The sequence below is a fragment of the Spirillospora sp. CA-294931 genome (assembly GCF_050946795.1).
Taxonomy (GTDB): Bacteria; Actinomycetota; Actinomycetes; order Streptosporangiales; family Streptosporangiaceae; genus Spirillospora.
This window is the reverse complement of record NZ_CP192006.1, coordinates 1,409,666-1,435,752: the sequence shown is the minus strand read 5'-3', so window position 1 is coordinate 1,435,752 and position 26,087 is coordinate 1,409,666. Positions and strand designations below refer to the sequence as shown.

25 protein-coding genes and 9 tRNA genes are annotated in these 26,087 nt (G+C 71.2%); 14 read left to right on the top strand and 20 right to left on the bottom strand.

Annotated elements, in window-relative coordinates; all coding sequences use genetic code 11:
* The first annotated feature begins 255 nt into the window (after positions 1-255).
* Both ACQPY4_RS06785 and ACQPY4_RS06780 read left to right on the top strand, forming a co-directional pair.
* Positions 256-2,712, top strand: coding sequence for a hypothetical protein (locus ACQPY4_RS06785; protein ID WP_433333533.1), 2,457 nt, complete (start codon positions 256-258; stop codon positions 2,710-2,712).
* Positions 2,709-3,665, top strand: coding sequence for an aminoglycoside phosphotransferase family protein (locus tag ACQPY4_RS06780; RefSeq protein ID WP_433333530.1), 957 nt, complete (start codon positions 2,709-2,711; stop codon positions 3,663-3,665). The genes ACQPY4_RS06785 and ACQPY4_RS06780 overlap by 4 nt, the downstream gene beginning before the upstream one ends.
* On the opposite strand, the gene ACQPY4_RS06775 is transcribed toward ACQPY4_RS06780, so the two are convergent.
* Positions 3,645-4,943, bottom strand: coding sequence for an acyltransferase family protein (locus ACQPY4_RS06775; protein ID WP_433333528.1), 1,299 nt, complete (start codon positions 4,941-4,943; stop codon positions 3,645-3,647). The two genes, ACQPY4_RS06780 and ACQPY4_RS06775, sit on opposite strands and share 21 nt — an antisense overlap.
* A gap of 417 nt (positions 4,944-5,360) precedes the next feature.
* Here ACQPY4_RS06775 and ACQPY4_RS06770 point away from each other — a divergent pair, with 417 nt between their 5' ends.
* From ACQPY4_RS06770 to ACQPY4_RS06760, 3 genes are read left to right on the top strand one after another with little or no spacing between them, the layout of a single operon-like run.
* A complete protein-coding gene (locus ACQPY4_RS06770; protein WP_433333526.1) occupies positions 5,361-5,714 on the top strand; it encodes a hypothetical protein in 354 nt (117 codons plus the stop codon).
* Positions 5,698-6,780, top strand: a complete 1,083-nt coding sequence (locus ACQPY4_RS06765) for a TOMM precursor leader peptide-binding protein (protein ID WP_433333524.1) — start codon at positions 5,698-5,700, stop codon at positions 6,778-6,780. The genes ACQPY4_RS06770 and ACQPY4_RS06765 overlap by 17 nt, the downstream gene beginning before the upstream one ends.
* Positions 6,780-7,781 carry a YcaO-like family protein gene (locus ACQPY4_RS06760; protein ID WP_433333522.1) on the top strand — a complete coding sequence of 334 codons (1,002 nt, stop codon included), beginning with the start codon at positions 6,780-6,782 and terminating at the stop codon, positions 7,779-7,781. Before ACQPY4_RS06765 ends, ACQPY4_RS06760 begins: the two co-directional genes overlap by 1 nt.
* On the opposite strand, the gene ACQPY4_RS06755 is transcribed toward ACQPY4_RS06760, so the two are convergent.
* From ACQPY4_RS06755 to ACQPY4_RS06735, 5 genes are all read right to left on the bottom strand, one after another.
* On the bottom strand, positions 7,778-7,915 hold the full coding sequence (locus ACQPY4_RS06755) for a LuxR C-terminal-related transcriptional regulator (protein WP_433333520.1): 138 nt from the start codon (positions 7,913-7,915) through the stop codon (positions 7,778-7,780). The genes ACQPY4_RS06760 and ACQPY4_RS06755 overlap by 4 nt on opposite strands.
* 348 nt (positions 7,916-8,263) lie before the next feature.
* A complete protein-coding gene (gene secY / locus ACQPY4_RS06750; protein WP_433338834.1) occupies positions 8,264-9,559 on the bottom strand; it encodes a preprotein translocase subunit SecY in 1,296 nt (431 codons plus the stop codon).
* Positions 9,560-9,685: 126 nt separating this feature from the next.
* A complete protein-coding gene (locus tag ACQPY4_RS06745) occupies positions 9,686-10,168 on the bottom strand; it encodes a hypothetical protein (protein ID WP_433333518.1) in 483 nt (160 codons plus the stop codon).
* Positions 10,169-10,747: 579 nt separating this feature from the next.
* Positions 10,748-11,797, bottom strand: a complete 1,050-nt coding sequence (locus tag ACQPY4_RS06740) for an aldo/keto reductase (protein ID WP_433333516.1) — start codon at positions 11,795-11,797, stop codon at positions 10,748-10,750.
* A gap of 67 nt (positions 11,798-11,864) precedes the next feature.
* Positions 11,865-12,356 (bottom strand): nuclear transport factor 2 family protein, encoded by a 492-nt coding sequence (locus ACQPY4_RS06735; protein WP_433333514.1) that lies wholly within the window; start codon positions 12,354-12,356, stop codon positions 11,865-11,867.
* A 117-nt stretch (positions 12,357-12,473) separates the two neighbouring features.
* Between ACQPY4_RS06735 and ACQPY4_RS06730 the strand changes: the two genes are divergently transcribed.
* On the top strand, positions 12,474-13,289 hold the full coding sequence (locus tag ACQPY4_RS06730) for a LysR family transcriptional regulator (protein WP_433333512.1): 816 nt from the start codon (positions 12,474-12,476) through the stop codon (positions 13,287-13,289).
* Here ACQPY4_RS06730 and ACQPY4_RS06725 read toward each other — a convergent pair.
* Positions 13,278-13,679 (bottom strand): MerR family transcriptional regulator, encoded by a 402-nt coding sequence (locus ACQPY4_RS06725; protein ID WP_433333510.1) that lies wholly within the window; start codon positions 13,677-13,679, stop codon positions 13,278-13,280. The genes ACQPY4_RS06730 and ACQPY4_RS06725 overlap by 12 nt on opposite strands.
* Positions 13,680-13,733: 54 nt before the next feature.
* Here ACQPY4_RS06725 and ACQPY4_RS06720 point away from each other — a divergent pair, with 54 nt between their 5' ends.
* Positions 13,734-14,666 carry an SDR family NAD(P)-dependent oxidoreductase gene (locus ACQPY4_RS06720; protein WP_433333508.1) on the top strand — a complete coding sequence of 311 codons (933 nt, stop codon included), beginning with the start codon at positions 13,734-13,736 and terminating at the stop codon, positions 14,664-14,666.
* 24 nt (positions 14,667-14,690) lie between these two features.
* Here the strand turns inward: ACQPY4_RS06720 and ACQPY4_RS06715 are convergent.
* The 12 genes from ACQPY4_RS06715 to ACQPY4_RS06660 form a co-directional block, all read right to left on the bottom strand.
* Positions 14,691-14,762, bottom strand: a tRNA-Met gene (locus tag ACQPY4_RS06715).
* Positions 14,763-14,789: 27 nt separating this feature from the next.
* A tRNA-Glu gene (locus ACQPY4_RS06710) sits at positions 14,790-14,863 on the bottom strand.
* Between the two features lie 5 nt (positions 14,864-14,868).
* Positions 14,869-14,942, bottom strand: a tRNA-Glu gene (locus tag ACQPY4_RS06705).
* Positions 14,943-14,947: 5 nt separating this feature from the next.
* Positions 14,948-15,020: transfer RNA gene (locus tag ACQPY4_RS06700), tRNA-Lys, on the bottom strand.
* Positions 15,021-15,025: 5 nt separating this feature from the next.
* Positions 15,026-15,114 (bottom strand) — tRNA-Ser (locus ACQPY4_RS06695).
* Positions 15,115-15,191: 77 nt separating this feature from the next.
* Positions 15,192-15,264, bottom strand: a tRNA-Gln gene (locus tag ACQPY4_RS06690).
* A 6-nt stretch (positions 15,265-15,270) separates the two neighbouring features.
* Positions 15,271-15,346: transfer RNA gene (locus tag ACQPY4_RS06685), tRNA-Pro, on the bottom strand.
* A 27-nt stretch (positions 15,347-15,373) separates the two neighbouring features.
* Positions 15,374-15,445, bottom strand: a tRNA-Ala gene (locus ACQPY4_RS06680).
* Positions 15,446-15,637: 192 nt separating this feature from the next.
* Positions 15,638-15,709: transfer RNA gene (locus ACQPY4_RS06675), tRNA-Trp, on the bottom strand.
* Positions 15,710-15,921: 212 nt separating this feature from the next.
* Entirely contained in the window at positions 15,922-16,479 is a 558-nt protein-coding gene (locus ACQPY4_RS06670) for a hypothetical protein (protein ID WP_433333506.1), read from the bottom strand.
* A gap of 60 nt (positions 16,480-16,539) precedes the next feature.
* Positions 16,540-17,175, bottom strand: a complete 636-nt coding sequence (locus ACQPY4_RS06665) for a fasciclin domain-containing protein (protein WP_433333504.1) — start codon at positions 17,173-17,175, stop codon at positions 16,540-16,542.
* Positions 17,176-17,243: 68 nt separating this feature from the next.
* On the bottom strand, positions 17,244-18,686 hold the full coding sequence (locus ACQPY4_RS06660; protein WP_433338832.1) for a molybdopterin-dependent oxidoreductase: 1,443 nt from the start codon (positions 18,684-18,686) through the stop codon (positions 17,244-17,246).
* Positions 18,687-18,838: 152 nt separating this feature from the next.
* Between ACQPY4_RS06660 and ACQPY4_RS06655 the strand changes: the two genes are divergently transcribed.
* Both ACQPY4_RS06655 and ACQPY4_RS06650 read left to right on the top strand, forming a co-directional pair.
* Positions 18,839-19,261, top strand: a complete 423-nt coding sequence (locus ACQPY4_RS06655) for a hypothetical protein (RefSeq protein ID WP_433333502.1) — start codon at positions 18,839-18,841, stop codon at positions 19,259-19,261.
* 95 nt (positions 19,262-19,356) lie between these two features.
* A complete protein-coding gene (locus tag ACQPY4_RS06650) occupies positions 19,357-19,704 on the top strand; it encodes an antibiotic biosynthesis monooxygenase family protein (RefSeq protein WP_433333500.1) in 348 nt (115 codons plus the stop codon).
* Between the two features lie 16 nt (positions 19,705-19,720).
* Here ACQPY4_RS06650 and ACQPY4_RS06645 read toward each other — a convergent pair whose 3' ends face one another.
* Positions 19,721-21,244 carry a glucoamylase family protein gene (locus ACQPY4_RS06645; RefSeq protein ID WP_433333498.1) on the bottom strand — a complete coding sequence of 508 codons (1,524 nt, stop codon included), beginning with the start codon at positions 21,242-21,244 and terminating at the stop codon, positions 19,721-19,723.
* 118 nt (positions 21,245-21,362) lie between these two features.
* Here ACQPY4_RS06645 and ACQPY4_RS06640 point away from each other — a divergent pair, with 118 nt between their 5' ends.
* Genes ACQPY4_RS06640 through ACQPY4_RS06620 form a run of 5 tightly spaced genes read left to right on the top strand, consistent with a single transcriptional unit; the run spans position 21,363 to position 26,079 of the window.
* Positions 21,363-22,538, top strand: a complete 1,176-nt coding sequence (locus ACQPY4_RS06640) for an ROK family protein (RefSeq protein ID WP_433333496.1) — start codon at positions 21,363-21,365, stop codon at positions 22,536-22,538.
* Positions 22,539-22,552: 14 nt separating this feature from the next.
* Positions 22,553-23,515, top strand: coding sequence for a hypothetical protein (locus ACQPY4_RS06635; RefSeq protein ID WP_433333494.1), 963 nt, complete (start codon positions 22,553-22,555; stop codon positions 23,513-23,515).
* 7 nt (positions 23,516-23,522) lie between these two features.
* Positions 23,523-24,323 (top strand): ABC transporter permease, encoded by an 801-nt coding sequence (locus ACQPY4_RS06630; RefSeq protein ID WP_433333492.1) that lies wholly within the window; start codon positions 23,523-23,525, stop codon positions 24,321-24,323.
* Complete coding sequence (locus ACQPY4_RS06625; protein ID WP_433333490.1) at positions 24,320-25,105, top strand: ABC transporter ATP-binding protein; 786 nt, start codon at positions 24,320-24,322, stop codon at positions 25,103-25,105. Before ACQPY4_RS06630 ends, ACQPY4_RS06625 begins: the two co-directional genes overlap by 4 nt.
* Positions 25,102-26,079, top strand: a complete 978-nt coding sequence (locus ACQPY4_RS06620; protein WP_433333488.1) for an aliphatic sulfonate ABC transporter substrate-binding protein — start codon at positions 25,102-25,104, stop codon at positions 26,077-26,079. The genes ACQPY4_RS06625 and ACQPY4_RS06620 overlap by 4 nt, the downstream gene beginning before the upstream one ends.
* Positions 26,080-26,087: the final 8 nt, after the last annotated feature.

Below are 26,087 nucleotides of genomic sequence, written 5' to 3'. Positions count from 1 at the left end.
CGAGTCCGAACTCCCATTAGAGTGCCATCTCGGGCGCACTTAGGACAGCCGTACTTTGTCACATCGCCTGCCCGTAAGGGGGTGTCACCCACGGTGACCGGCGGTTTCGCGATCATGTTTGACAGGCCGTAATCCCGTGCCCTTGGCTCTTCCCCGACGGATGGACGGCCCGCGACACCCCGCACCGCGCCCGCCCAGCCCTCGTTGACATCACCACAGAGGCGGGCCAGGCGTCCCGCAGGGAGGGACTCCCCCATGGCCCTCGAACCGAGGTTCAAGCGGGTCGCCGCGCTCCATCGCCCCTTCGTCGACCGGGAGCAGGTCGCCGCGGCGTTCGAAGAGGAGCTCCAGCTGACGGGCGGCGGGGCCCGGGTGCTCAACGTCGTCGGCGTCGGGGGCATCGGCAAGTCGCGCCTTCTGCGCGAGCTGCGCGACCGGTCGTCGTCCACGCACCGCACGGCCCTGATCGACCTTCAGGTGCCCGCGATGCGCCAGCAGGAGGACGCCCTGGCGGTGCTCAGGGTCGAGCTGGGACGCCAGGGCGTGCGGTTCGACCGCTTCGACATCGCCTACGCCGTCCTGTGGCAGCGCCTGCACCCGCACCTTCATCTCTCCCGCAAGGACCTCCCGTTCGCCCGGGAGAGCGAGGCCCTGACGCAGATCATGGACGGCGCCGCCGGGCTTCCCGTATTCGGGACGGGCGTCGGGCTGGTCAAGCTGCTGGAGATCGCCACGACCAAGGCGCGCAAGCGCCGCCGGGTCAGGGTCGACGAGACGCTGCGCGGGCTCGACGACCTGACCAACCCCGAGCTGGCCGACGCCGTCACCTACTACTTCGCCCAGGACCTGCGCGAATCGGCGGCCGAGCGGACCTACGCGATCTTCGTGGACGCCTACGAGGCGCTCGCGCCGTCCCCCGGACGCTCGCTGCTGGCGGCGTCCTCGGACGTCTGGCTGCGCGATCTGGTGGCGCAGCTCGACCGGGGCCTGGTGGTCGTCGCCAGCCGCGAGCCGCTGGGCTGGGAGGCCCATGACCCCGCCTGGCGCGAGGTGATCCGCGGCACCCGGGTGGACGGGCTCCCGATGAGCGCACGCCTCCAGTTGCTGAGCGAGGGCGGGATCGTCGACGAGGACGTCCGGCGGGCCATCGCCGAGGCGAGCCGCGGCCTGCCGTTCTACCTCCACCTCGCGCTGGACACCGGCACCTCGGCGCGGCAGGAGGCCGTCGTGTCGTCGGAGGAGATCCTGCGGCGCTTCCTCCAGCACGTCGGCGCCGACGAGATCCGCACCCTGGAGCTGCTCAGCGTGGCCCGCGTCTTCGACCTGGAGATCTTCCAGACCGTCGCCGACGCCTTCGACCTGCCCCGCAACCGGATCGCCTGGGAGTCGCTGACCGCGTACTCATTCGTCTACCCGGCCGGTGCGCACGGGCTGCGGCTGCACCAGCTGATGCGCGAGGCCCTGCGCGGACGGCTCTCGGACGCGACCGCCGGTGACGTCCACGGGCTGCTCCAGCGCTGCTGGGACGCCCGGGCCCGGCGGGCGGAGCAGCCGTCGGCGGGCGACGGCCTGGCGGTGCGGGCGCTGGCCGTCCGGGAGGCGGCCTACAGCGGCCTCCAGGCAGGGACGATCACCGGCGCCGAGGTGCTCGCCTACGCCGACGACGCGCTGGCCTGCGGCGGCAAGCAGGCCGTGGACGGGCTGCTCAGCGACCTGCGCGAGGCCGATCTCGGGCCGGAGCTGACCGAGGCCGCCCGGTGCCTGCGGGCGGAGGTCGCGATCGTCCTGGGCGACGCCGACACCGCGAACCGCCTCACACCCCGGGTCGACTGGCCGCTGGGCGACACCGTCGGGGCGCGCCTGGCGATGGCCGCCGCGAACGGGCGCCGCCGCGCGGGCGCCACCACCGAGGCCCTGGAGATCTTCACGCGGGTGTGGAACCAGCACGGCGGGCCGGTGCGGCTGCGGGCGGGCTTCTGGGTGGCCGACCTGGACATGTGGCAGGGCCGGATGCGGGACGCGTTCGCGATGGCCGACCGCATCCTGGGCGAGGCGGCCGACGACGACTTCCTGCTGCGCGGCGACGTCGTCAGGCTGGCGCAGCGCGGGCACAAGTACATGCTCGACCTGGACGCCTCCTGGGAGTCGTTGCAGTCGGCCATCTCGCTCTACGAGCGGTCCGGCTCCGTGGTGGAACAGGCCAACATGAAGGTGAACCGGGCCGAACTGCTGGCCTGGATCGACCCCGCGCGCGCACTCCCCGCCGCCGCGGACGCCCTGGAGACCCAGCGCCAGATGAGCGCCCAGCACGAGATAGGCAAGGCATGTACCGCGCTGGGCGTCGCCCAGATGCGCCTTGGTCAGCATGAGGAGTCAGCGAACTCGTTCCAGGCGGCGGCGGAGGCGCTCGAACGAGCCGGGTACCGCTCCGGACGGGCCAGGGCCGAGTTCTTCCGCGCCGCCCTGCACGCCCGGAGCGGACGCCACGACGAGGCGGCCGCGTCCGTCCGCTGGACCGTGGCCGAGCTGGTCGGCGCCGAGGTCTATCCCACGCTGATCATGATGTCCGGACGGCTGCTCGCGGCCCTCGGCGTGCGCGACCCCGCCGTCGAGGAGGCGGCCGCGTCGGCCCGCGCCCGCCTGCGCGCCCCGGTGCCCACCGAGGTCTTCGACGAGCGCGCCGCCGCGTTCGTGGCGGCCCTCCTGGCATGACGTGGCGCGAGCTGTACGAGCGGGCCGCGGCGAGCGCCGTCCCGGCGTCCGGGCACTACCACGACAACGTCCGCGTCGAGGGTCCCGACGGCCCCGTCATCGTGCGGATACCCATACGGGACGCCGAGACCATGGATCTCAGGCTCTGGCCGGAGGAGGAGGTCCTCCGGTCGATCGCGCCGCATGTGCCCGAGGCGCCGCGCCTGCTGTTCGCGTCCGGTGAATTCCAGGTGCACTCGTTCGTCCCGGGGGATCTGCTGGACGACCTCGCCCCGTTCGGTACCTCGGTACCCGCGCATGTACCCGGGGACGTCGCGCGACTGTTCGGGACGCTGGCACGCATCCCGCAGGACAAGCTCCCGACCGTCCCGCCCGGCTGGCCCACCGACGGCGACACCTCCGGCTTTGCCCTTCGCCTATCGGGGTGGACCCGTCACCTGTACGAGAGCTTCCGCGAGCAGCACTCCGCGCTCTTCGCCCGGCTCGGTATACCGGACGACCCGCTCGCGGCCCTCGACGAGCGCCTGCTCGGCCTCACCCCGCGCCCGTTCGGCTGCCTGCACGCCGACATGCACCGCGCCAACCTGATCGTCAGACAGGGGGAGAGCGCGTTTCTCGACTGGGAGCTCGCCCTATGGGGCGACCCCGTATACGAGCTCGCGGTGCACCTGCGCCGCACCGGCTATCCGCCCCGGGACCGGGCCGCGATGCTCGAGCGCTGGCTGGCCGAGATGCCCCGCACCCATACCGAGGGCTGGGAGGACGACCTGCGCGTGCACCTCGTCCACGAGCACATCAAGGCCGCGATGGTCATGACCGTGCGCGCGCTCGGCGTCCCCCGCGCCCCTTTCGAGAGGCTCACCGCGAGCGTCAACGCCGCCCGGGAGTTCTGGGGCGTGCCGGGCCCCCTCTTCCCCGGGGAGGTCCGCCGCCTACTGACGTCCGGCGGCTGACGCCTTGTCGCGCTTCGCGCGGACCAGCCCGCGGCCCAGGTTCTGCATGGGTCGCTCCACGAACCGATAGGCGAGAGCCGCCGCCCCGAGGACGCTGCCCACCAGGAAGACACCCCAGGCCAGGCGCTCGCCCAGCGACAGCGCCTCCGGGTCGCCCGCGACGCGCCAGATGATCTGGATGGGAAGCGGGTGCAGTAGGTATACCGAATAGCTGACCAGCCCCAGCCAGGCCAGGAACCTCGGTACGCGCCGGTGCCGCAGCGCCATCCCCACCAGGAACGTGAGCCAGGCCGCGAGCACCGCGATGGGCCAGCCCCAGGCCATCGGCTGGAGCCCCCCGATCCCCCACCCGGCGGCCGAACCGATCCCGGCGGTGACCGTCAGCGCCGGGACCAGCGCCACCATGGCCATGGCGGACCTGCGCGGCCCCTCGCCGTGCTGGATCCGGTAGAGGGCCGTCCCGGCGAACATCGTGGCGATGATGGCCAGGCTCTCCAGCCCGCCCACCCGGTTGCCGAGCGTGAGGAGCGTCAGCGCCAGCACGGCCAGCCCGACGGCGCCCCATTGGCGCGACGACCTGCCGCCCCGCATGACCGCCAGCAGCCCGCAGGCGGCCAGCAGGGCGGTGGCGATGACCACCACGTCCCGCTCCCGCGCCCCGATCAGCCCGGCCGGGGCGAGGCCGCTCAGGAACACCGCGGCGGCGGCGAACCCGAGCGCCGTGCGCGCGCTCGCCTTGTGCACCCCGGTGACGAACATCGCGGTGACCAGAAGGTAGAACACCATCTCGTAAGACAAAGTCCAGAAGACGTTCACCACGTTGGGCACGCCCAAGAGGTCCTGGAGCATGGTCAGGTGCGCCAGTGCCGAGACCCAGGGATGCTCGGTCAGCGGCACCGGCGGCCCCCACGAGACCCCGGCCAGCGCGAACCCCAGCCCCACGAGCGCCGCCACCGCCCAGAGCGGGTACAGGCGGAACACGCGTCCGATCCAGAACTCCCGGACGCTGCCGCGGCGCTCCAGCGACGCCGGGACGACATAGCCGCTGACCAGGAAGAACACAAAGACGCCGTAGCGCCCGAAGTCGAACCAGGGGCTGGCGGCCAGACGGGCCTCGGGCCACAGGACGTCCAGCGAGTGCTCGAACACCACCACCATCGCGGCCAGGCCGCGCAACCCGTCCAGCCAGGCCATCCGTGTCCGCCGGGCCGGACCCGGCGGCGCCGCCGCGGTGCGGTCGCCGTCCGTTCGGGTCCTGGTGAGCACGGTTTCAGGCATCCGGCGACCCTAGGGGATGTTCCTCCGTGGTTCCTGCGCGCAATCTGAACGGAAGCTGAACACGGCCGCCCCGTATACCCCTCCCGTCGGTCAAAATGCCGACTCCTGGTGCCCCGCGCCCGCCTCTAAAGTCGGGCTGTCCGCGGCTTCGGCCGCGTCAGCGGTGCCGCCGCCGCGTCGTGGCTCCTCTGGCCGCGTGCGACGGTCCGCCGTGCCGTGGCCCGCCCGGCCACGGCACGGCGGGTACCGCGTCCTTCGATCCCCGAGAGAAGAAGGAGCACGATGCGCATGACCACGACGAGCCACCCTCGGAACCCCGCGTCCGGACGCGACCGCCTCTGATTCCGACCGCGCCATCGGCCGCCAGCGGCGATGGCACGGGCTCATGTCCGCCCACATGCGCCAGAGGGACGGCCGATGCATCGCACCCAAGCCCGGCTCGACGCCGACGTGTCACCGTCCCCGCCTCCCCCGACTGCGTCTCCACGCGACATGGTGGAGACGCGATGGCGCGCGGCCCCGTCCCCCGGCGGCCTGTACGGGACCGTCCTGTTCGAGGCCGCCACCCGGTGGCACGGCCCCGAACGCGGCAGCTCTCGCCCAGACCCGCGAAAGAACGTCCCCTGGTTGGTGGGACTCGGGGACGAACTCCTTCAGGTTCTCGGCGCGCGCGCGTTCGACGACGCGGCGATCCCGGCTCCGAGGGGCGGGGCCGCGCTCTTGCCCGTAGCCGACCGCGTCACGGAGGACGCCAGTGCCGCGGCCGGTTGAGCCCCTGGACGGCTGCAGCCGTCCGCGGGTGCGGCCGCAGTTCACCGTCATCGCCCACGACCCCGACATCGTCGAGCTGCGCGAGGGCGTCTGGAACCCGTACTCGATCACGCTGACCGACGCCTCCGGCGGCGGGCGGCTGCTCCAGGTGATCGAGGCGCTGGACGGCGCCGCCACCCTCACCGAGATCGCGTTGCAGGCGGCCGTGGCCCTCGACGACGTCCTGGACATCTGCCGCCGCCTCGGCGCGGCCGGGGCGCTGGAGCTCGGGGCGTCCAGTGCGATCGACCACTATCTCGCCGCGTCGATGCTCGACCCGGCCGGGACCCCGGCCGAGCCCCGGCCCGCCGTCGTGTTCGGGACGGGCGACATCGCCGCCGAGACCCATCGCCACCTGCGGGCCTCGCTGGACGTGCCCGTCACCCGCTTCGAGGAGCCCGGGCTCTGGCAGCGGCTCTGCCACGGCGACCTGACCGCCCGAGAAGGCGGCGGCCTGGACGGCGAACGCGTGCTGGAGGAGTTCCGCCCGCTCGAAGGCGCGTTCCTGGTCGCGGCTCTGGACGCGGTCAACCCGATCCTGCTGCGCAACCTCAACCGGATCGCGGCCGGCCTGGACACGCCCTGGGTGCACGCGGCGCCGGACGGCCCGTTCCTCCTGGTCGGCCCGACCGTCGTCCCCGGCCGCTCCGCCTGCTACGAATGCTTCGAGCAGCGGGTGGCGCAGAACATGCGCGAGAACGCGGGCTATGTGAAGTACAAGCAGGCCCTGGCGCGCGGCAAGGCCCGGCTGGGCCGTCCGCTTCTGCCCACGCCGGTGCTGTCGCTGGCCGCGTCGCTGGTGAGCCTCGAAGCCGTCAACCATCTCGTCGCCGGGTCCACGTTCACCCTCGGCTCGGCCCTGAGCGTGCACCTGCCGACCATGGCGTTCCGCTACCACGAGGTCATGCGGCTCCCGAGCTGCCGCGCGTGCGTCCCTCGCCGCGACCGCGCCCGGCGGCCACCGCATCCCGACGTCCGCTCCTACCTGAACGAGACCGTCCAGTCCCGGAACGGGGAGAGCCTTTGATGCGCCTGGTGAGCCACCGCTGGGACATCGAGCCCGGCCCGCTGGGACATCTGAACCGCCTGGTCGGCCATCTCACCGGCGTCCAGCCCGGCCTGTCGGTGCTCAATCGGGACGACACCCTCCCCCGGGTGGTGGTCATCAAAGGCCGGTCTCCGGCAACCGGCTGCGGTGTGCAGCTGGAGGAGGCCGTCATGGGGATGCTGCACCGGAGCGTCGAACGCCATGCCCGGCTGACCTACACCTGCTTCACCGAGCGGGGCACGGCGGAGGAGATGGCGGCCCTGTACGGGCAGCACCACGTCCTGCCCGTGGACGGCCACCAGGAGTGCGACTGGACGCAGAGCGTCGACGTGGCCACGGGCGACCCGTACTGGGTCCCCCTGGAGGTCGCGGTGGCCGGCCCGCCGACGGGAACGGCCGCCCGCACCGCCCCGGGCCAGGCCCTGAGGGCGGCCCTCTTCGACCTGGTGCAGGGCCATGTGGCGACGGAGCACTGGTACTCAGGCGAAACCGCCCCCCAGGTGGCGCTGGACGCGCGGACCCCGGCGCTCGGCCGCGTCCTGGCCCGCGACGTACCCGTCCAGGCAGCCGTGCGCTTCCACCGTCTGGGCGGCGAGCGGCTGGGCGTGCACGTGGTCGCCGGCGTGCTGGAGCACGCGTCGGCGACCGCCGTCGGCCTGGGCACCGGCACCGTCCTGGAAACGGCGATGTACCGCGCTTACCTGGCGGCCAACGCGGCAGATCCCGTCCGGCCGGAGCACCTGGGCGGACGGCTGGCGCCCGGCCACCGCGTGCCCGCGTCCGAGCTGCCGCCCGACCGGGCGGCCTCACCCGAACGCGAACTGCGGGCCGTCACCGACCGTGTTCTCGACGGCCGGGCCCGGCTGACGCTGCTCGACCTGACCGGCCCCGAGATCGCGGACCTGGGCTTTCACGTCTACCGCTTCCTCAGCGCGGACCTGTTCCCCGTGCGGGCCGAGGGCCCGCCTCCCTACCTCTAGGAATCCTCGCCCGTCAGAATGCCCACGGCGGCGGCCCGCGAATGCAGGTTGTATTTCCTGAAGATACGTTCGAGATGAGTTCGCACCGTTCGGCGGGTTATCCCCAGACTCCGGGCGATCTGGTCATCGGTCATTCCCTCGGCGACACACCTCAGGACCTCCCTTTCGCGTGGAGAACACGAGGTCTTCGTGGCCACGGCGGGTGGATTCTGCTGGTCAGCACGCATCCAAAGGTCTCCTCACCACAGTCCCGTTGTGCGGGCGCAGGGCATAGCGGCGAGCCAAGTTTAGGCCGAACCCAAACCAAAAGGAAGAGTCAACCCGACGGCAAAGACACGACAAGCCACTCCCCCCGCACATATTTCCACAAAATTCCGCAGGCATGACACCGAATCGACTGCTTCGCTCTACTTGGAACGCAACAGTTTTCACCGGCCGCCAGGACCGGCCCGTCCTCCGTTAGGAGAACGGGCCGGACGCGCCTAGCGGAGGAACCCTTCGTAGTTGCGTTGCTGCAACTGCGACTCGATCTGTTTGACGGTGTCGAGACCCACGCCCACCACGATGAGGATGCTCGTCCCCCCGAAGGGGAACTCCTCGGTGGCCCTGAGGACGACGAAGGCGACCATGGGGATCAGAGCCACGAGCCCCAGGTAGAGGGCCCCCGGGGCAGTGATCCGGCTGAGGACGTAGTCGAGGTACTCGGCGGTCGGGCGGCCCGGGCGGATGCCGGGGACAAACCCCCCGTACTTCTTCATGTTGTCCGCGACCTCGGTGGGATTGAACGTGATCGCCACATAGAAGTAGGTGAAGAAGACGATGAAGCCGAAGAAGGCCGCCATGTGCCAGGGATTGCTCGGCTGGACGTACGGCTGGAGCCGCTGGAGCCATTTGGTGTCCCGCCACAGGTCCATGGCCAGCACCGGCAGGTAGAGCAGCGAGGAGGCGAAGATGACCGGGATGAGGCCCGCCTGGTTGACCTTCAGCGGGATGTAGGTCGAGGTGCCGCCGTACATCCGCCGTCCGACCATGCGCTTGGCGTACTGGACGGGAACGCGCCGCTGGGCCTGCTCGACGAAGACGACCCCCGCCATGATCGCCAGACCGACCACCAGGACCAGCACGAAGACGAAGCCGTTCCGCTTGGTGTAGATGCTCCAGAACTGGGCCGGGAACACGGCGACCACCTGGGTGAAGATCAGGATCGACATGCCGTTCCCGATACCGCGATCGGTGATCAGCTCACCCAGCCACATGATCACCGCGGTGCCCGCCACCATGCAGATCACCATGGTGACGATCGGGAAGACGCCCGTGTCGTGCAGAACGCTCTCCCCCGTCCCGGCCCCCTGGAAGAGACGTCCGCTGGACGCCATCGCGACGATGCTCGTGGCCTGCAGCACCGCCAGCGCCACGGTCAGATACCGGGTGTACTGAGTGATCTTGGCGGTTCCCGCCTGCCCCTCCTTCTTGAGCGCCTCCAGCTTCGGGATCACCACGGTGAGCAGCTGGAGGATGATGCTCGCGGTGATGTAGGGGAACACCCCGAGCGCGAACACCGACAGCTTGAGCAGGGCGCCGCCGCTGAACAGGTCCATCAGCCCGAAGACCTGGCTGTTGTCACGCGCGGCGTCGGCCGTCCCGCGCAGGACGCGGACGTCCACGTTCGGCGTGGGCAGGTTCTGGCCGACGCGGAAGACGACGACGATGAACAGGGTGAAAAGGATCTTCTTGCGCAGATCAGGGGTGCGCATGACCCGGGCGGCGGCGGTCAGCACCGCGACCCACTCAAACCACATGCGGGCGCGCTGAACGCCCGCACCACAATGATGCGAGAAATGACAAGCCTCCATACGGGTGCACCGCGACGTCCTCAAAGGACGACGCGGTCGACGAAAAAGAAGTCAGATACCCGTGTATGAAGGCGGTCCGCGGACCTGAACCGACGACGCGGCCACCCGAGGAAGGAGCACCCCGGGTTCCGCCACACCCTGCGCAACGGCAGGCGGCAGCAGCACCTCGAACGCCAGATAAGCGTGCGGCGTCGCGACATGCTCAGAGGGCGCGGGCGCCGCTTGGCGCGGCAGCCAAACACCCGTGCCCGCGTTGCGCACGGCGCCGAGCCCACCGGCACGGGCCGTCGTCCGATCCGGGACGAAGGCGCGCACCGTGACCTGCACGGCCGTCCGGGTGGGGCCTCGAGCATCGGCCCGCGCGGCGGGCGCCCGCGACCCCGCGATGTTCGCGGCCGCCGCCGTCCCCGCCCGGACGACCTCGGCAAGGCCGGACGTACCAGGGAAAACGGAGAAGGCCGTAGTAACAACGAAGCCGAAGAGACCGGCGAGCAGCATCAACAAGCGTCTGCGGCGAGAGATGTGGCTGTTCATGCCCACCTCCGCCTCGATGCCCGATTCGCCCCGCCGCCCACGCGCCCGAGACCTCCGATCACGATAATCGCGCGGCCCCCCACCGCGCCACATCCCGCCCACTCCACCCCGAACAGCGCAGAGGGATCGCCGGCAAGCGCAGGCGCCAGGCACCGCCCAACCGCGTCACGCCCCGCACCCACCAGCGGCAGCAACACCCGGCGGTGTCGCCCAGCAAGCGTGAACGCCCGGACGCGCTACATCACAGCGCGCTCCACCACCGCACGGCGGCGCCGCGCGGAACCGTCCAGCGCATCCAGACGCCAGGCACCGCCCCGCTACATCGCCGCCCACTCCACCAGCCGACGCCGCCACTGCGCCGAATCGACCAGCGAGCGCGGGCGCCACGCACCACCACACCGCACCGCCGCCCGCTCCACCACAAGGCCGCGACGCTGGGCGGAATCGCTTAGCGAGCACGAACACCACGCACCACCACACCGCCGCTCCACCAGCCGACAACGCTGGGCAAGGTCGTCCAGCGAACGCGAACGCGAACGCCGCACCGCGCCGGCGGCCGACGGGTTGGGCGGGGGCGTGTCAGCTCGCGGCTCGGTCTGTTAGGGGGCGGCGGCGTTGGGTGGGGTCTTCCAGGGAGCGGGGGCGCCAGGCGCCGTCCGGGTGGTAGAGGTTGGTGCCCGGCGGGACGATCGCGTCGACGCGGTCGAGGGTCTCGTCGTCCAGGGTGAGGGCGGCGCCCTTCAGCAGGCCCTCCAGTTGGTCCATGGTTCTCGGACCGATGATCACCGAGGTGACGGCGGGGTGGGCCACGGTGAAGGCGACGGCGAGTTCGGGGAGCGTGGTGCCGATGGACTCGGCGACCTCGATCAGGTCGGAGGCGGCCTGGAGTTTGGTGAGGTTGCCGGGGATCGACGGGTCGAACCGGTGCGGGGTCAGGGCCGCGCGGTTGCCGGACATGTCGACGTCGTGGCCCGCGCGGTAACGGCCCGACAGGAAGCCGGAGGCCAGCGGGCTCCAGGTCAGCACGCCCATCCCGTAGCGGCGGCAGACCGGCAGCACCGAGGTCTCGACGCCGCGCGCCAGCAGCGAGTAGGGCGGCTGCTCGGTCCGGAAGCGCGGCAGGCCGCGCCGCTCGGCCACCACGTGCGACTCGACGATCTCCTCGGCCGGGAACGTCGAGCAGCCGAACGCCCTGATCTTGCCCGCGGTGACCAGGTCGCCGAGCGTCGCGAGGGTCTCCTCGATGTCGGTGCGGTGGTCGGGGCGGTGGACCTGGTAGAGGTCGATCCAGTCGGTGTCGAGACGGCGCAGGCTCTCCTCGACCTCGTGGACGATCCAGCGACGCGAGTTGCCGCCCCGGTTGGGGCCGTCGCCCATCGGGAAGTGGACCTTGGTCGCGAGGACGACGTCGTCCCGGCGTCCCTTCAGGGCCTTGCCGACGATCTCCTCCGACTCGCCCGCCGAGTACATGTCGGCGGTGTCGACGAAGTTGATCCCCTCGTCGAGGGCGCGGTGGATGACGCGGGCGCAGTCGTCGTGGTCGGGGTTGCCCACCGAGCCGAACATCATGGCGCCCAGGCAGTGGACGCTCACCTCGATGCCGGTCCCGCCGAGTACGCGGTAGCGCATGGTCAGGCCCCCCTGAGAGCAGGAATGATCATGGGCGCCCACCCTAGGATCTGGAGTCCGCTCCAGGTCAACCCCCGAAAATCTTCTCGGGGTCGCCGGTGTACCAGACGTTCTCGATGACCACGCGGCTCATGACCCAGCGCTCGCCGTCGCGGACGAGCTCGACGTCGTAGAGGTTCTTCAGCAGCGCGTGGGTGCCGCGGTCGGCGGTGAGCAGGTGCTGGGCCTCGACCAGCGCGGTCAGGCGGGCGGTGTCGTCCCCGATGACCACGCGCGGGTTCGTGACCTGGTGGGTGGTCTCGACCCGGCCCTCGAACCCGCCGAGGATGATGCCGACGATCGCGTCGCGTCCGGTCATCACCGGCGGCTCGGCGCCCCATGCCGAGGCCGCCGGGCGGAAGTCCAGCTCGGCGTCCGCGGCGAACGAGGAGGCGAACAGCGCGCCGTCCTTGAGGTCCTGGCCGAGCGCGAAGCGGTACAGCGCGTCGAGGATCTCGGCGCGGTCCCGCAGTTCCTGGACGTCCGAGGTCGACAGGGCGCGGCGGTCGGTGACGTACATGGTGTGCTCCCGTGCGTTTCGCGAGGTGGACGCCCCAAGCCTCGGGCGGGCGGGCTCCCGGATCAACGCGGTCCTGTGCAAGGATCGTGAAGCCAGGTTTAACGATGCGGAGCGGAGATGCTGGAGCGGCACGAGCTGGAGGCGTTCCTGACGCTGGCCGAGGAGCTGCACTTCGGCCGGACGGCCGAGCGCCTGCACGTGTCGACCGCGCGGGTGAGCCAGACGATCCGGAAGCTGGAGCGCCGGGTCGGGGTCCCGTTGTTCGACCGCACGAGTCGGCGCGTGGAGCTGACCCCGTTGGGGCGTCGCCTCGAGGCCGAGCTGCGTCCCGCGTGGGGGCAGATCAACGCCGCGTTCGAGCGGGCCGTCGAGGCCGGGCGCGGCCTCACCGGGACGCTGCGCGTCGCCTTTACGGGAGCCGCGGCGGGCCAGCTGCTCGCGGGGGTGGCCGAGAGCTTCCGCGTGCGGCAACCCGAGTGTGACGTGCGGCTGCGCGAGGCCCAAGCCGCCGACGTCCTGCCCTGGCTGCGGGAGAACGAGGTGGACATGGCGCTGGCCACGTTCCCCGTGGACGAACCCGGCATCGTCATGGGGCCGGTGCTGGTGCGCGAGGCACGGATGCTCGCCGTGCCGTCCGGTCACCCGTATGCCCGCCGCGACTCCGTGGCAGCGGCCGACCTGGCCCGGGTGACGGTCCTGGCGATCCCGGGGCACGCGCTGACCCTCAACGAGGTGCTCACGCTGGTAGGGGCGGGCGAGGGAGTCTTCCCTGTCGGGGCGCAGACACGGCGCTACTATCCCCGGCCGAACGTCGCTTACGTTCCCCTAGCCGATGCGCCGTCCCTGGAATGGGGGTTTCTCTGGCGGGCCGACAACGCCAGCCGCCGCGTCCTGGCCTTCAGCGATTCCGCCCAGGCGCTGCTAGCCGGGTGACCAGAGACCGGCGGCGGTGCCTTCTCGCACATGACGCTCGTACACCACCACCTTGCCGTGGATGACCTCCAGGCTCGCGGTCAGCTCGGCGATCTTGGCCCGGACGTTCCGCTCGTGCTCCCGCAGGAGTTCCAGCCGCTCCGATTCGTTGCCCGGCCCCGACCTGACCAGCTCGGCGAACCGCTTCACGGTGGCGATCGGCATCCCCGATTCGCGGAACCGGTTGCACAGCAGCAGCCATTCGACGTCCGCCCGGCCGTAGACGCGGCGGCCACCGTCCGAACGCGGGATGGGACGCAGCATCAGGCCCTCGCGCTCGAAGAACCGCAGCGCGTGGACGCCCAGCCCGGTCTCCTCGGAGACCTGCCCGATCGAAAGCCCGCCCGTCATGCCGTCCCCTCAGAGCTTGACCTAGATCGCACTCTAGCTCCTACGGTCGTGCGCATGACGGAACAACGCAGGATCGGCAGCGGCTTCGGAGCGGCGAGCACGGCCGCCGAGGTGCTCAAGGGGATCGACCTCGCGGGAAAGACCGCCCTGGTCACCGGCGGGTACTCGGGTCTCGGGCTGGAAACCACGCGGGCCCTCGCCGGGGCGGGGGCGCGGGTGATCGTCCCGGCGCGCAGGCTCGCCACGGCTCGGGACGCCCTCCGCTCCATCCCCCGAGCCTCGGCCCGGGCCATGGATCTGGCCGATCTGGAAAGCGTCCGCGCCTTCGCCGACGCCTTTCTGCGATCCGGCCGCGTCCTGGACCTCGTCATCAACGGCGCCGGGATCATGGCCTGTCCCGAGACCCGGGTCGGCCCCGGCTGGGAGGCGCAGTTCGCGGTCAACCACCTCGGCCATTTCGCGCTGGTGAACCGGTTGGTGCCCGCGCTCGTTCCGGGACGTTCTCGGGTGGTGGCGGTGACGTCGTCCGGCCATTTCCTCTCCGGAATCCGCTGGGACGACCCGCACTCGCGCAGGGGTTACGACCGCTGGCTCGCCTACGCCCAGTCCAAGACCGCGAACGCGCTGTTCGCGACCCATCTGGACACGCTCGGAGTGCGCGCCTTCGCGGTGCACCCGGGCAGCATCCTGACCCCGTTGCAACGGCACGTCCCGCGCGACGAGCAGATCGCCCAGGGCTGGATGTCGTCCGACGGAACCCCGGCCGACGGATTCAAGACCCCGCGCCAGGGCGCGGCGACCGCCGTCTGGGCGGCGACCTCGCCGCTTCTCGACGACCACGGCGGCGCCTATTGCCAGGACTGCGACATCGCCGAACCCGCGACCACCGACGACATGCTCATCGGGGGCGTCAAACCCTGGGCCGTCGACCGCGACGCGGCGTCCCGCCTCTGGACGCTGTCGAGCGAGCTCACGGGAATCGGATGAGAACTCCACAGCGGAAGACATTCGTGGCGCGGCAAGGATTCGAACCCTGATCGCCCGGCTTATGAGACCGGCATGTTCCCGTTACACCACCGCGCACCGGTGACCTTTTCCCAAGGTCACGCGTACCCCGTACCGGACTCGAACCGGTCGTCTCCGGAGTGAAAATCCGGCGTCCTGACCACCTAGACCAACGGGGCCTGCGTACCGCGTGCGGGGCTCGAACCCGCCGTCTCCGGATTGAGAATCCGGCGTCCTGACCAACTGGACCAACGCGGCCTGCGTACCGCCCCAGGGGCTCGAACCCTGCCACGCCGGCTTAAGAGGCCGGTGCCCGTCCAACCGGGCGTGAGCGGTGTGCGCGGAAGGTGAGGGACTCGAACCCCCGGCGCGGCCGAAGACCGCGCTACGCCGTTTCCAACGACGCTCCTCGTCCAGCCGGACACCTTCCGGGAAAAAGCCGCCGCCCGGTGCCGACCCGGGCCACCCGTCTTACGAGAACGGGCACGCAGCCGTGCGCGGCGGCAGCTGCTGGGGCAAGATTCGAACTTGCACGATCCTGATTCAGAGTCAGGCGTCCTGCCGATTAGACCACCCAGCATTGTCGTCGGAACGGCAGGATTCGAACCTGCGCTTCTCCCGCTTCCGAAGCGGGCGCCTTCCCCAAGCTTGGCCACGTTCCGTCGCGGGACGCCATGACGGCGTCCGCGTGGACCCGGCCGGATTCGAACCGGCATCTGACCGCTTGCAATGCGGCCGCTCTCCCGTTGAGCTACAGGCCCAGATCGCCTGTCGCGGAGCATGGCTCCCACAGGCCCTGCCAATCGCGGTTCCCCGTCCGCTGGGGACCGGCCGCCGCGACGAAATGCCGCGCCGGCGGGATCGGCAGCTCTCGATATCCGGAAACGGCGGTGCCGCCCGGATCGGTATCTGTCTTCCGCTGTGGAATTGTCAATAAGCGAATTGCGGGCACGCATGGGAGGCAGGAGTCGAACCTGCTTTTGACCGGCTTTGGAGGACGGGCGCCTATCCGTTGGCTCTCCCACATGCGAAAGGCCGCCCCGGGACGATTCCCTGGGCGGCCTCTGAGGGGACCGGACGGTCCTATCCAGAGGCGGCGTCAGGGATGGCTTCGCCTTCCCGTGGCTTCTGGGACCACGGGGACTGGGCCGTGTTCTGGTTCACTGCCACCTTCCCCTTCCGCCGTCGTTGTCGTTATCACCATGATTGACCACCTCGCCGGGAGGGTCAACGCAATTTATGACGCACCCGTCCCGCTCCCGGTTCCCGGCCTTCGTGAGTTCGTGCCGGACGCCCTCGCGTAGCGCCGGTCGACGAGGGCACAGACGGAAACGGCGCAGACGAAGAACGCGGCCGCCGCGAACAGAAGACGCGCCTCGGTATAACGCGCCGCGAGGAACCAGCTCGCCGACACGCCCGCGAAACCGGCGGCCGACGACAGCGCCATTTGCGCACCCCAAAACCGCCCGGGCGGACCGCCGAACTCCCCGCGAATCCTCGCCGCGCCGTCCACAGGGGCACCAGGAGGCCCGACACGACGCGGATGAGAATGTCGTCGTCGGTATACGGGTTCCGCAGCGCCCATTCGATGAGGCAGAACGTCGCCGTGTAGCAAACCGACACGGACGTAGACGGTGAACAGGGCCTGGTTCACGTAGATCGCGGCCACGACGACGGCGAGCCGGGGCAGTGGCCGTCCCCTCCTTCCCGGGCCGTCCTCCCCACCGGGGGACGACAGCCGGATCCCGGCGGCCACTGCCGCGACAATGACCGCGGCCAAGACGATCGTCAGCACGCGGGAACCCTACGCGGGGGACGGTCGGGTGTCCGGCCGTCCCCCGGGGCGTGCGGTGCCTCAGGACTTGGGCGGCATCATGACGGTGTCGATGATGTAGACGGTGGCGTTGGCGGTCTGGACGTTGCCGCACACCACGTTGGAGTCGTTGGACTTGTAGGCCTCGCCCGAGCCGCTGGTCTTGACCATGGCGCCCTGCAGGGTCTTGAACTCCCCGGACGCCAGGGCGTCGGGGGCGACCTTCTGCCCGACGACGTGGTAGGTCAGGATGCCGGTGAGCGTCTTCTTGTCGGCCAGGACCTTGTCCAGGTCGGCCTTGGGGATCTTGGCGAAGGCGTCGTTGGTCGGGGCGAACACGGTGATGTTCTGGGCCGAGTTCAGGGTGTCGACCAGTCCGGCCTTCTTGACGGCGGTGACCAGCGTGGACAGGACGGGGTTGTTGGACGCGGCGGTGGCGACCGGGTCGGTGGCCATGCCGGTGAAGCTGCCCTTGCCCGAGGCCGGGACGGCCGAGCAGGCGCCGCCGAACGGCTTGCCGGCGGCGGGCTGGGCGGCGGGCGCGTTGCTGGTGGCCGGGGCGGACGGGCTCGTGGTGCCCGCGTCGGCGGCCTTGTCGGGGTCGTCGGAGCAGGCCGTGGCGCCCAGGGCCAGACCTGCGGTCAGGACGACGCCGGTGACGAGTCGAGTGCGGATCATGAAGTTTCTCCAGGTGGTGGCGGAGCCGTTCGGGCTCCGGTCGGATTTTCGGATCGTGGGCGGACGGGTCAGTTCACGGTGATCACCACCGAGTGCCAGCCGGTGGCGCCGTCCGGGAAGGGACGGGCGCGGTCTTCGGGCTGTGTCGCGCCGGTGCCGTCGGTGGCGCGGACGCGCAGCGTGTGCGGGCCGGGGGTGGCGTTCCACTCGGCGACCCACTGGCGCCAGGTGTCCAGCCCGGGGACGGGAGCGAGCTCGGCCCGGCGCCAGGGCCCGTCGTCGACCTGCCACTCGACGGCGTCCACGCCGCGGTGCTGGGCCCACGCCGTCCCGGCGATGGCGACGCGTCCGGCCTTCACGCGGGCGAACGGCTTGGGCACGTCGATGCGGGAGAAGGTCTTGACCGGCGCGCGCTCGGCATAGCCGCGGCGCGTCCAGTAGGCCTGGTCGGTGGCGAACCGGGTGATCTTGAGGTCGACGACCCATTTGGTCGCCGAGACATAGCCGTACAGGCCGGGCACGACCAGCCGGGCGGGGAACCCGTGCCTGATCGGCAGCGCCTCGCCGTTCATCGCGACCGCGAGCAGCGCGTCCCGTCCGTCCAGGACGGTCTGGAGCGGTGTCGACAGCGTCATGCCGTCCGCCGAGCGCGACAGGATCTGATCGGCGCCGGCGCGGGGACGCGCCTCGCGCAGCAGCGCGGCCAGCGGGGCGCCGAGCCAGCGGGCGTTGCCCGCCAGCGTGCCGCCGACCTCGTTGGACACGCACGACAGCGTGATGTCGCGCTCGGTCAGCGGGCGCCGCAGCAGCTCGTCGAAGGTGATCTCGATCGGCCGCTCGACCATGCCGTGGATGCGCAGCGTCCAGTCGTCCGGGTCGACCTGCGGCAACGTCAGCGCGGTGTCGACCCGGTAGAAGCCGGGGTTGGGCGTGGTGAACGTCGTCATGCCGGGCAGCCGCACCTGCGCGCCCGCGGGGACCGGCAGTGCCCGCGAGGACGGCGCCGGGAGCCGCACGGCCCGGCGGGCGGCGGCGACGTTGCGCCTGGCCAGAAGGAACCGTCCGCCCATGGCGCTGCCCGCCGCCACGGCGGCCACCCCGGCGCCGCCGAGCAGCAGCCGCCGCCGGTCCACGTCGCCGGTCGCGGACCTGGTCAGCGGGAACAGGGCGGCCATTCCCGCCGCGGCGCCGACCAGGCCCGGGACGGCATCGACGAGCCGCGCCGTCGGACGGGTCATCGCCGCGAACGTCGCGACCGCCCCGAACAGCGCCAGCCCCGCCAGCCCCCACCACAAGCGGCGCCGGGCGAGCAGCCCGATGACGAAGGCGGCGACGACCACTCCCGCGCCCAGGCCGAGGAGCAGGACGAGCTTGTCGTTGCTCCCGAACCGGCGGATGGCGAAGTCCTTCAGCCACACCGGTGTCAGATCGATGAACCCGGCGCCGACCGCCAGCAGGGGCGACGCCGTCGCGCGGCCGAGCACCCCGGCCGTCAGCTCGGCGACGCTCATCGCGACCGCCGCGCTCAGCACGCCGATCACACACCCGGTCGCGGTCGCTCGTCTGCCTGTCACACCAGAGGTTCGGAGCGGCCCGTCCCGAGGATGGGTCCGGGTTACCCCAGCGTCTGTGCAGTGGTCGATCCGGGCAGTAGCGTCCTGCCATGAGCGACGTGCCCATGCCTTCCCAGGAAATGGTCGATGCGGCCAGGACGCATCTGACCGGCAAATACGCCGAAGGTCTTGAGCAACTGCTGTGGGAGACCGACAAGTACCCGCTGCCGGACCTCGAGGCCGTGCGCGCCGTGCTCGCCGTGACCGGCCGTCCCGACACCACAGGGCCGGATCTGGCCGCGGCGCTCGTCCTGATCCAGGCGGCCCGGCTGACCGTGGACCGGCTGGAGGCCGACGTCATGCAGGCCGCCCGCGAGGCGGGCCTGAGCTGGGAACAGGTCGCCGCCGTCCTCGACCTCCCCGACAGCGTCGCCGCGGGCCGGCGCTACCGCGAGATGCTCGTCCGCCGCGACCAGCCGAACGTCGAACCCCCGACGCACCGCCTCAACCCGGACCGCCCCGACGCCCCCTAGACCGTCCCGCGGCTCGGCGGCAGCGCCCCGGACTTTGACCTCAAGCAGTCTTGAGGTTGCAGTCTGAAGATCCACCACAGGGAGGGCACCACCGCATGAGCACCGATCCGGGCTTCTACTCGATCATCGACTACACCGTCGACGGCCCCGAGACCCAGCGCGAACTCGTGGACGCCTTCGCCGAGATCCAGGAACGCTGGGTGCGTTCCTACCCCGGCTACCGGTCCGCCCGCTTCCACGTGAGCACCGACGGCACCCGCGTCTACAACATCGTCCACTGGACGAGCGAGGCCGACTACCGCCACTTCGTCGAGACCTCCGACACCGAAGGCCGCATGGCCGCGATCGAGAACGCCCTGAAGAACCTGTCCGGCAAGGCCGAACCCCGGATGACCGGCGTCCCCACCTACACCGTCGTCCGCGAGGTCACCCCCGAACCCTAGGAACGGCCCCGGCTCGTCACGGGGCGGGGTGGACGTCCCAGGTCTCCTGTCTCAGGACGGGTGCCAGGTTGGCGGTCGCCTCGCCCTCGGCGAAGTAGCGGCGGAGGGTTCCTCCTCGGAGCAGGTTGGCGATGGACGCGAGCGTCATCCCGCCCGCGAGCATCTTGTATCGGGGATAGGTCGTCCCGCTGCGCACGCCGATCATGTCGACGAACCCGCCGGGGCCATAGACCTGCGGGAAGCCGGCGCGCAGCCGGGCGAGGTTCGCCAGGGCCTCGTCCTTGGCGTGGGGCAGGGCGAGGAACGAGGCGCGCGGGCTGATGATCCCTTCGCCGAAGGCCCGGGCCGGTCGCGGTGACCGGCAGGAGCCGTAGCCGAGGTCGACACCGGTGCCCTCCCTGTCGGAGTACGGGCCGTTGGGCTGGGTCCCGATGGCGTCCACGCCGAAGACCTTGTACTTCCCGCTGAACGGGTCGTAGCCCGCGCTGAAGCCCCAGTAGCCGTAGCGGGCCTCGGTGAGGCCGTGCTCGATCTGCGCCCGGACGTAGACGGGATGGTTGCGTCCCCAGCTTCCGGCGCCCCATTCGTCGTCCGGGACGAGGGTCGACGGGGCGAGTTCCTCGAACATGGTCCCCTGGGCGGTCGGCAGCAGCCGGGCGCCGCGATATCCGTAGGTGCCCTCGAACACGCGGACGCCTTCGTGGGTCTTCCAGGTCCCGACCGGTTTCTGTTCTTGGAGGCCGCGTTCCCCGGCCGGGCAGCTCCCGGTGTCGGGCTTGGTGCGGTAGAGCGCGAAGTAGGCCGACGGGGGGATCTGCTTGAGCGCGATGCCGACATAGCTGACCATGCGGGTGTCGCCGATCCCCGTCCACATCGAGCAGGTGTAGTGAAGCGGGGGTCCGGTGCCCACGTATCGGGCGGGTCTGGTGCACGGCTTGGCGGGCCTGGTCTCGTAGAACGAGCCGTGCATGAGACCCACGCCCGGCGCCTTGCCGTCCGGGTTGTAAAAGTAGCGGAAGTTCATGCCCGCCAGCAGCGCCTGTGCCTGGGCGCGCAGCCGGGGCTCGGCGGCGCGGAGCATCATCAGGGACGCGGCGAGGGTGGCGTTGTCCTCGCTCGCGACCTGGCTGTTCCTGACCGCGCCGGTCCGCAGTTCATAGACGCGGTAGAACATGCCGGACTCCTTGTGGCGTCTCAGGCCGGACAAGGTGCGCAGCAGCCGGTCCATACGGCTGCGGGCGTCGCCGGCGGTGATGATCCCGAGGTCCCGCGCGGCGATGGCGGCGCTCGCGTACCACCGGACCGCGCTCACGTCGGCCACTTCCGGACGCGACGCCGGACGGAGATCCCGGTCGACGCTGCCCGTCGGCAGCCCGGTGACCGGGTCGACCATGGCGCCGACGGCCTTCCAGGTGTCGGCCGCGTACCGGCGCAGCGTGGAGTCGTCCTCGTGGGCCCTACGGCCGGAATCGCACGAGGTCAGGACGCCCGAGCCGACGACGGCCACCAGCGCGACCGCCGCTTTCGATTTGTTGCTCATATTGAGAAACTAACTCGATGCCCGGCCTCCGAGGTGTGACTCTCAGGCAACGTTCAGCTTGCGCGGGCAGGCTTTCCCGGGGTTGACCCCGAGGCGTCTCGCTGATTAATTTCTAAGCGTGAGAAATAAATCCCCAAGGACGGCGCCCGAGCTCCGCGTCCAGAACCGCGGGCTGCTGCTCCGGGTCCTGCGCGACAACGGCCCGGTGCCGCGCAGCGAGCTCGCCCGCCGCACCGGCCTGAGCGCCACCACGATCACCAAGGTCGTGGCAGGACTGATCGACGAGGGCCTGGTCACCGAGGGCGGCGACGCCCCGGGCGAGGGCCGGGTCGGACGTCCGGCCATCGACGTCGCGCTGGTGCGCGAGGCGCGGGCCGTCTGCGGCGTCCAGGTGCGCGGCGGCGCGGCCAGGGTCGGCCTCTGCGACCTGCGCGCCGGGCTGATCACCGGCGAGGAGATCGCGTTCGCCCGGGACACCGATCCGGCCGAGGTGCTCGACCGGATCGCCGCGCTGGCGGGCGACCTGATCGACCGGTCGGGGTACGACCGGGAACGCATCCTGGGCGTCGGGGTCGCCGCCCCGGGCCCGGTGGACGCGGCCGAGCGCCGCAACGTCCTCTCGATCAACCTCGGCTGGCGGGACGTCCCGTTCGCCGACCACCTGGAGGGGGCGCTCGGGCTCCCCACCGTCGTCGACCACAACGTCCGGGCGATGGCGCTGGCCGAGTCGCGCTACGGCATCGGCGCCGACAACCTGCTCTACGTCTACGTCCGCACGGGTGTCGGCGCGGGCCTGGTCATCGGCGGCCGCCCGTTCCGGCCGGGCGCGCACGGCGTCACCGAGCTCGGCCATCTGCGGGTGGTGGAGAAGGGACGGCGGTGCGCCTGCGGCAGCACCGGCTGCCTGGAGACCGTCGTGTCCGAGCCCATCCTGCTCGAACAGATCCAGGGGACCATCGGCCTCGCCCCCGGGCAGGGCGTGCTGGCGGCCCTGGAGGGCGCGGCCGAGGCGGGCGACGCGCGCGCCACGACGATTCTCGACGAGCTGGTCGAGCATCTCACCACGGCGCTGGCCAGCGCCGTCAACCTGCTGAACCCCGAGCTGATCGTGCTGGGCGGGGTCTTCGCCGACGCCCCGGGCGGGACGCTCGATCGCGTCCGGACGTCCCTGTACTCCAAGGCCTTCCCGATACTGCGCGACTCGGTGCGGCTGGCCTCGACGTCCCTCGGCCTGGACGCCGGGGTCATCGGCGGCGCCGCGTCGGCGCTCGACCGCTTCTTCTACGCGGAATGAGAGAGGAACCTCCCGTGAGCCGAACCATTGTCGGCGGCCGTGCGATCGCGCCGCTGCTCCCCTTCGATCCCCGCGAGGGAATTCTGGTCAAGGCACCCGAGCGAGCCGAGCCCGGCTACTGGGTGGGCTGCCCTGGGGTGCTGCGGGAAGCGGGCCGGACCCTGCTGACCTACCGCGAGCGTCATCCGCGCGGCACCGCGCCCGAGCGCGGCTGGCGGTGCGCGATCGCCGAGAGCACCGACGGTGTCACCTTCGCCGACGCGTGGGAGGTCACCAAGGACCGGCTGGGAACGTCCTCGATGGAACGTTTCTGCCTGCTGCCCGCCCCCGGCGGCTACCAGCTGTTCTTCAGCTATGTAGACCCGGCCGACAACCGGTGGCGCGTCGATCTGGCCGAGGCCGCCTCGGTGGAGGCGTTCGACGTCGCCAAGGCCGAGCCGGTGCTGACCGCCGCGAGCACCGGCACCGAGGGCGTGAAGGACCCCTACGCGATGCGGGTCGGCCCGACCGTCTACCTGTTCGCCAGCTTCGCGCGGGCCGGGGAGTTCGACGCCGACCGCGCCCACGGGACCGCCGACATCTACAACGTGGGCGTCACGACCTGCCCGACCGGAGTGGCGACGGGCACCGGCGGCGCCGGCTTCCGCTGGCACGGCACCGCCCTGGACGTCGGCGACGGCTGGGACCGCTACCAGGCCAGGCTGAACTGCGTCGTCCCGATGGACGGCTCTTACCTCGGCTTCTACGACGGCTCGGCGAGCTCGGCCGAGAACTACGAGGAGCGCTGCGGGCTGGCGGTCTCGGGCGACCTGCTGTCGTGGACGAGCGTGTCGCCGGACGGCCCGTGGGTGAGCGGCCCGGACGGCACCGGCTCCGTCCGCTACCTGGACGCCTTCCGCGAGGACGGCGAGTGGTGGATCTACTACGAGATGACCCGCGCCGACGGCGCCCACGAGCTCCGGCTGATCAGGCAGTGAGAGCGCCATGGCCACGACGACGATGAAGCGCGGCACCGCGTCCACGCCCCCCAAGCCCCGGCGGTCCGTCCCGCTGGTCGTCTACAACGGCGTCGCGGTCGTCGCGGGCGTGGGCGCGTGGTGGGCACTGGCCGCCGCGGGCGTCCAGGGTCTGCCCGATCCCCCGGCCGTGCTGGCCAAGGCGGGCGACATGGTCGCCGACGGGACGCTCGCCGGCGACACCCTGGCCAGCCTGCGGCGCGTGCTGCTCGGCTTCGCGCTCGGCACCGGGCTCGCCGTCCCGGTGGGCTTCCTGATGGGCTGGTACGGGATCGCGCGCGGGCTGATCGAGCCGTACGTGCAGTTCTTCCGGACGATCCCACCGCTGGCGATCATCCCGCTGGCCATCGTGCTGCTGGGGATCGGCGAGACCCCGAAGATCTTCGTGATCTTCCTGGCGGCCTTCCTGTCCAGCGTGGTCTCCACCTACCAGGGCGTGGTCGGCGTGGACCGCACGCTGATCAACGCCTCCCGGGTGCTCGGCGCCGGAGACTGGACGATCTTCAGCCGGGTGGTCGTCCCGGCGTCCACCCCGTTCATCCTGGTCGGGATGCGTATCGGCCTCGGCTCGGCCTGGGCGACGGTCGTGGCCGCCGAGCTCATCGCGGCGCAGGGCGGGCTCGGCTACCGGATGCAGCAGGCGCAGGTCTACTACGACCTGGCCACGATCTTCGTCGCGCTGATCACCATCGGCGTGCTCGGCCTGCTGATGGACCGGCTGCTGCTCCTGCTGGAGAAGCGGCTCACGGGATGGCAGGAGCGGCGATGAACCACGACAAGATCGAGTTCCGGGGCGTCGGCAAGGTCTTCGCGCTGGGCGGCGGCGAGTTCGCGGCCGTCGGCGACGTCTCGCTCGGCATCGCCGACCGCGAGTTCGTCACGGTCGTCGGCCCGTCCGGCTGCGGCAAGAGCACGCTGCTCAACATCGCCGCCGGGCTGGAGGAGCCGACCAGCGGCCGGGTCCTGATCGACGGGGAGCCCGTCGGCGGCCCCGGACCGGACCGCGGGGTGATCTTCCAGCAGTACGCGCTGTTCCCGTGGCTGACCGTCCGCAAGAACGTGGAGTTCGGGCTGCGGCTGGCCAAGGTCGCCCGGGACGAGCGGCGCGCGCGGGCCGAGCGCTTCATCCGGCTCGTCGGGCTGGAGGACTTCGCCGACGCGCTGCCCAAGACGCTGTCGGGCGGCATGAAGCAGCGCTGTGCCATCGCGCGGGCCTACGCCGCCGACCCGGGCATCCTGCTGATGGACGAGCCGTTCGGCGCGCTGGACGCGCTGACCCGCGTCCAGCTCCAGGACCAGCTGCTGGCGACCTGGAGCACCGAGCGCCGGACGGTCATGTTCATCACCCACGACGTCGACGAGGCGGTCTACCTCGGCGGACGGGTCGTGGTGATGGCGGCGCGGCCGGGCCGCGTGCACGAGGTCGTCGAGGTCGACCTGCCCTATCCGCGCACCGAGCGGGTGCGGCTGTCCCCCGAGTTCGCCCGCATCCGCAACCGCGTCTGGCGCGCGGTCTACCACCAGCCCGCCCCGGCGAAAGGCACGTCATGAGAACCTCCAAGGCCGTGCTCGCGGCCATGGCCCTGCTGGGCCCGCTGCTCACCGGGTGCTCCGATTCCGACGACGACGGCGCCGTCAAGGTCAGGTTCGGCTACAACTCCGACTTCAACGGCGCCAGCCTGCTCGCCGTGGCCGGCAAGCGGGGCCTGTGGAAGAAGCACGGGCTCAAGGCCGACACCAAGTCGTTCACCAACGGGCCCCTCCAGATCCAGGCGCTCGGCGCGGGCGACCTCGATTACGGGTACGTCGGCCCCGGCGCGCTCTGGCTCCCGGCCACCGGCCGGGCGAAGATCATCGCGATCAACAGCCTCGGCTTCGCCGACCGGCTGATCGCCAAGCCCGGCATCACCGATGTGGCGTCCCTGAAGGGCAAGAAGGTCGGCGTCCCCGAAGGGACGTCCGGCGACATGGTCCTGCGGCTCGCGCTGGAACGTGCCGGAATGACCATCAAGGACGTGAACAAGGTCCCGATGGACCCGAGCACGGTCGTCTCGGCGTTCTCCGCCGGGCAGATCGACGCCGCCGGGATCTGGTACCCGCTGGTCGACACGGTCAAGAAGCGGGTGCCGAAGCTGGTGGAACTGGCCAAGAACGCCGACTTCTACCCGGGGACCAGCTTCCCCACGGCGTTCGTCTCGGCCACCAAGGCCGACCCCGCGACCACGGCCAAGGTCCTGAAGGTCATCCAGGAGGCCAACGACCACCGCGCCGCCCATCCGGACGAGGCCGTGGCGGCCACCGCGAAGTTCCTGAAGATCCCCGAGCCCGGTCTGAAGGCCGAGGCCGCCAACATCAGGCTCGTCACCTCGGCCGAGCTGGCGCGCCAGACCCGCGACGGCACGATCGGACGCTGGCTGCACGGCCTCCAGCGGCTGTTCGTGGCCTTCGGCAAGCTGCGCGAGCCCGTCGACCCCGCGACGTTCTACGCCGGTGACCAGTACGTCCAGGCCGTCCAGCCCAAGTGACCCGAGGG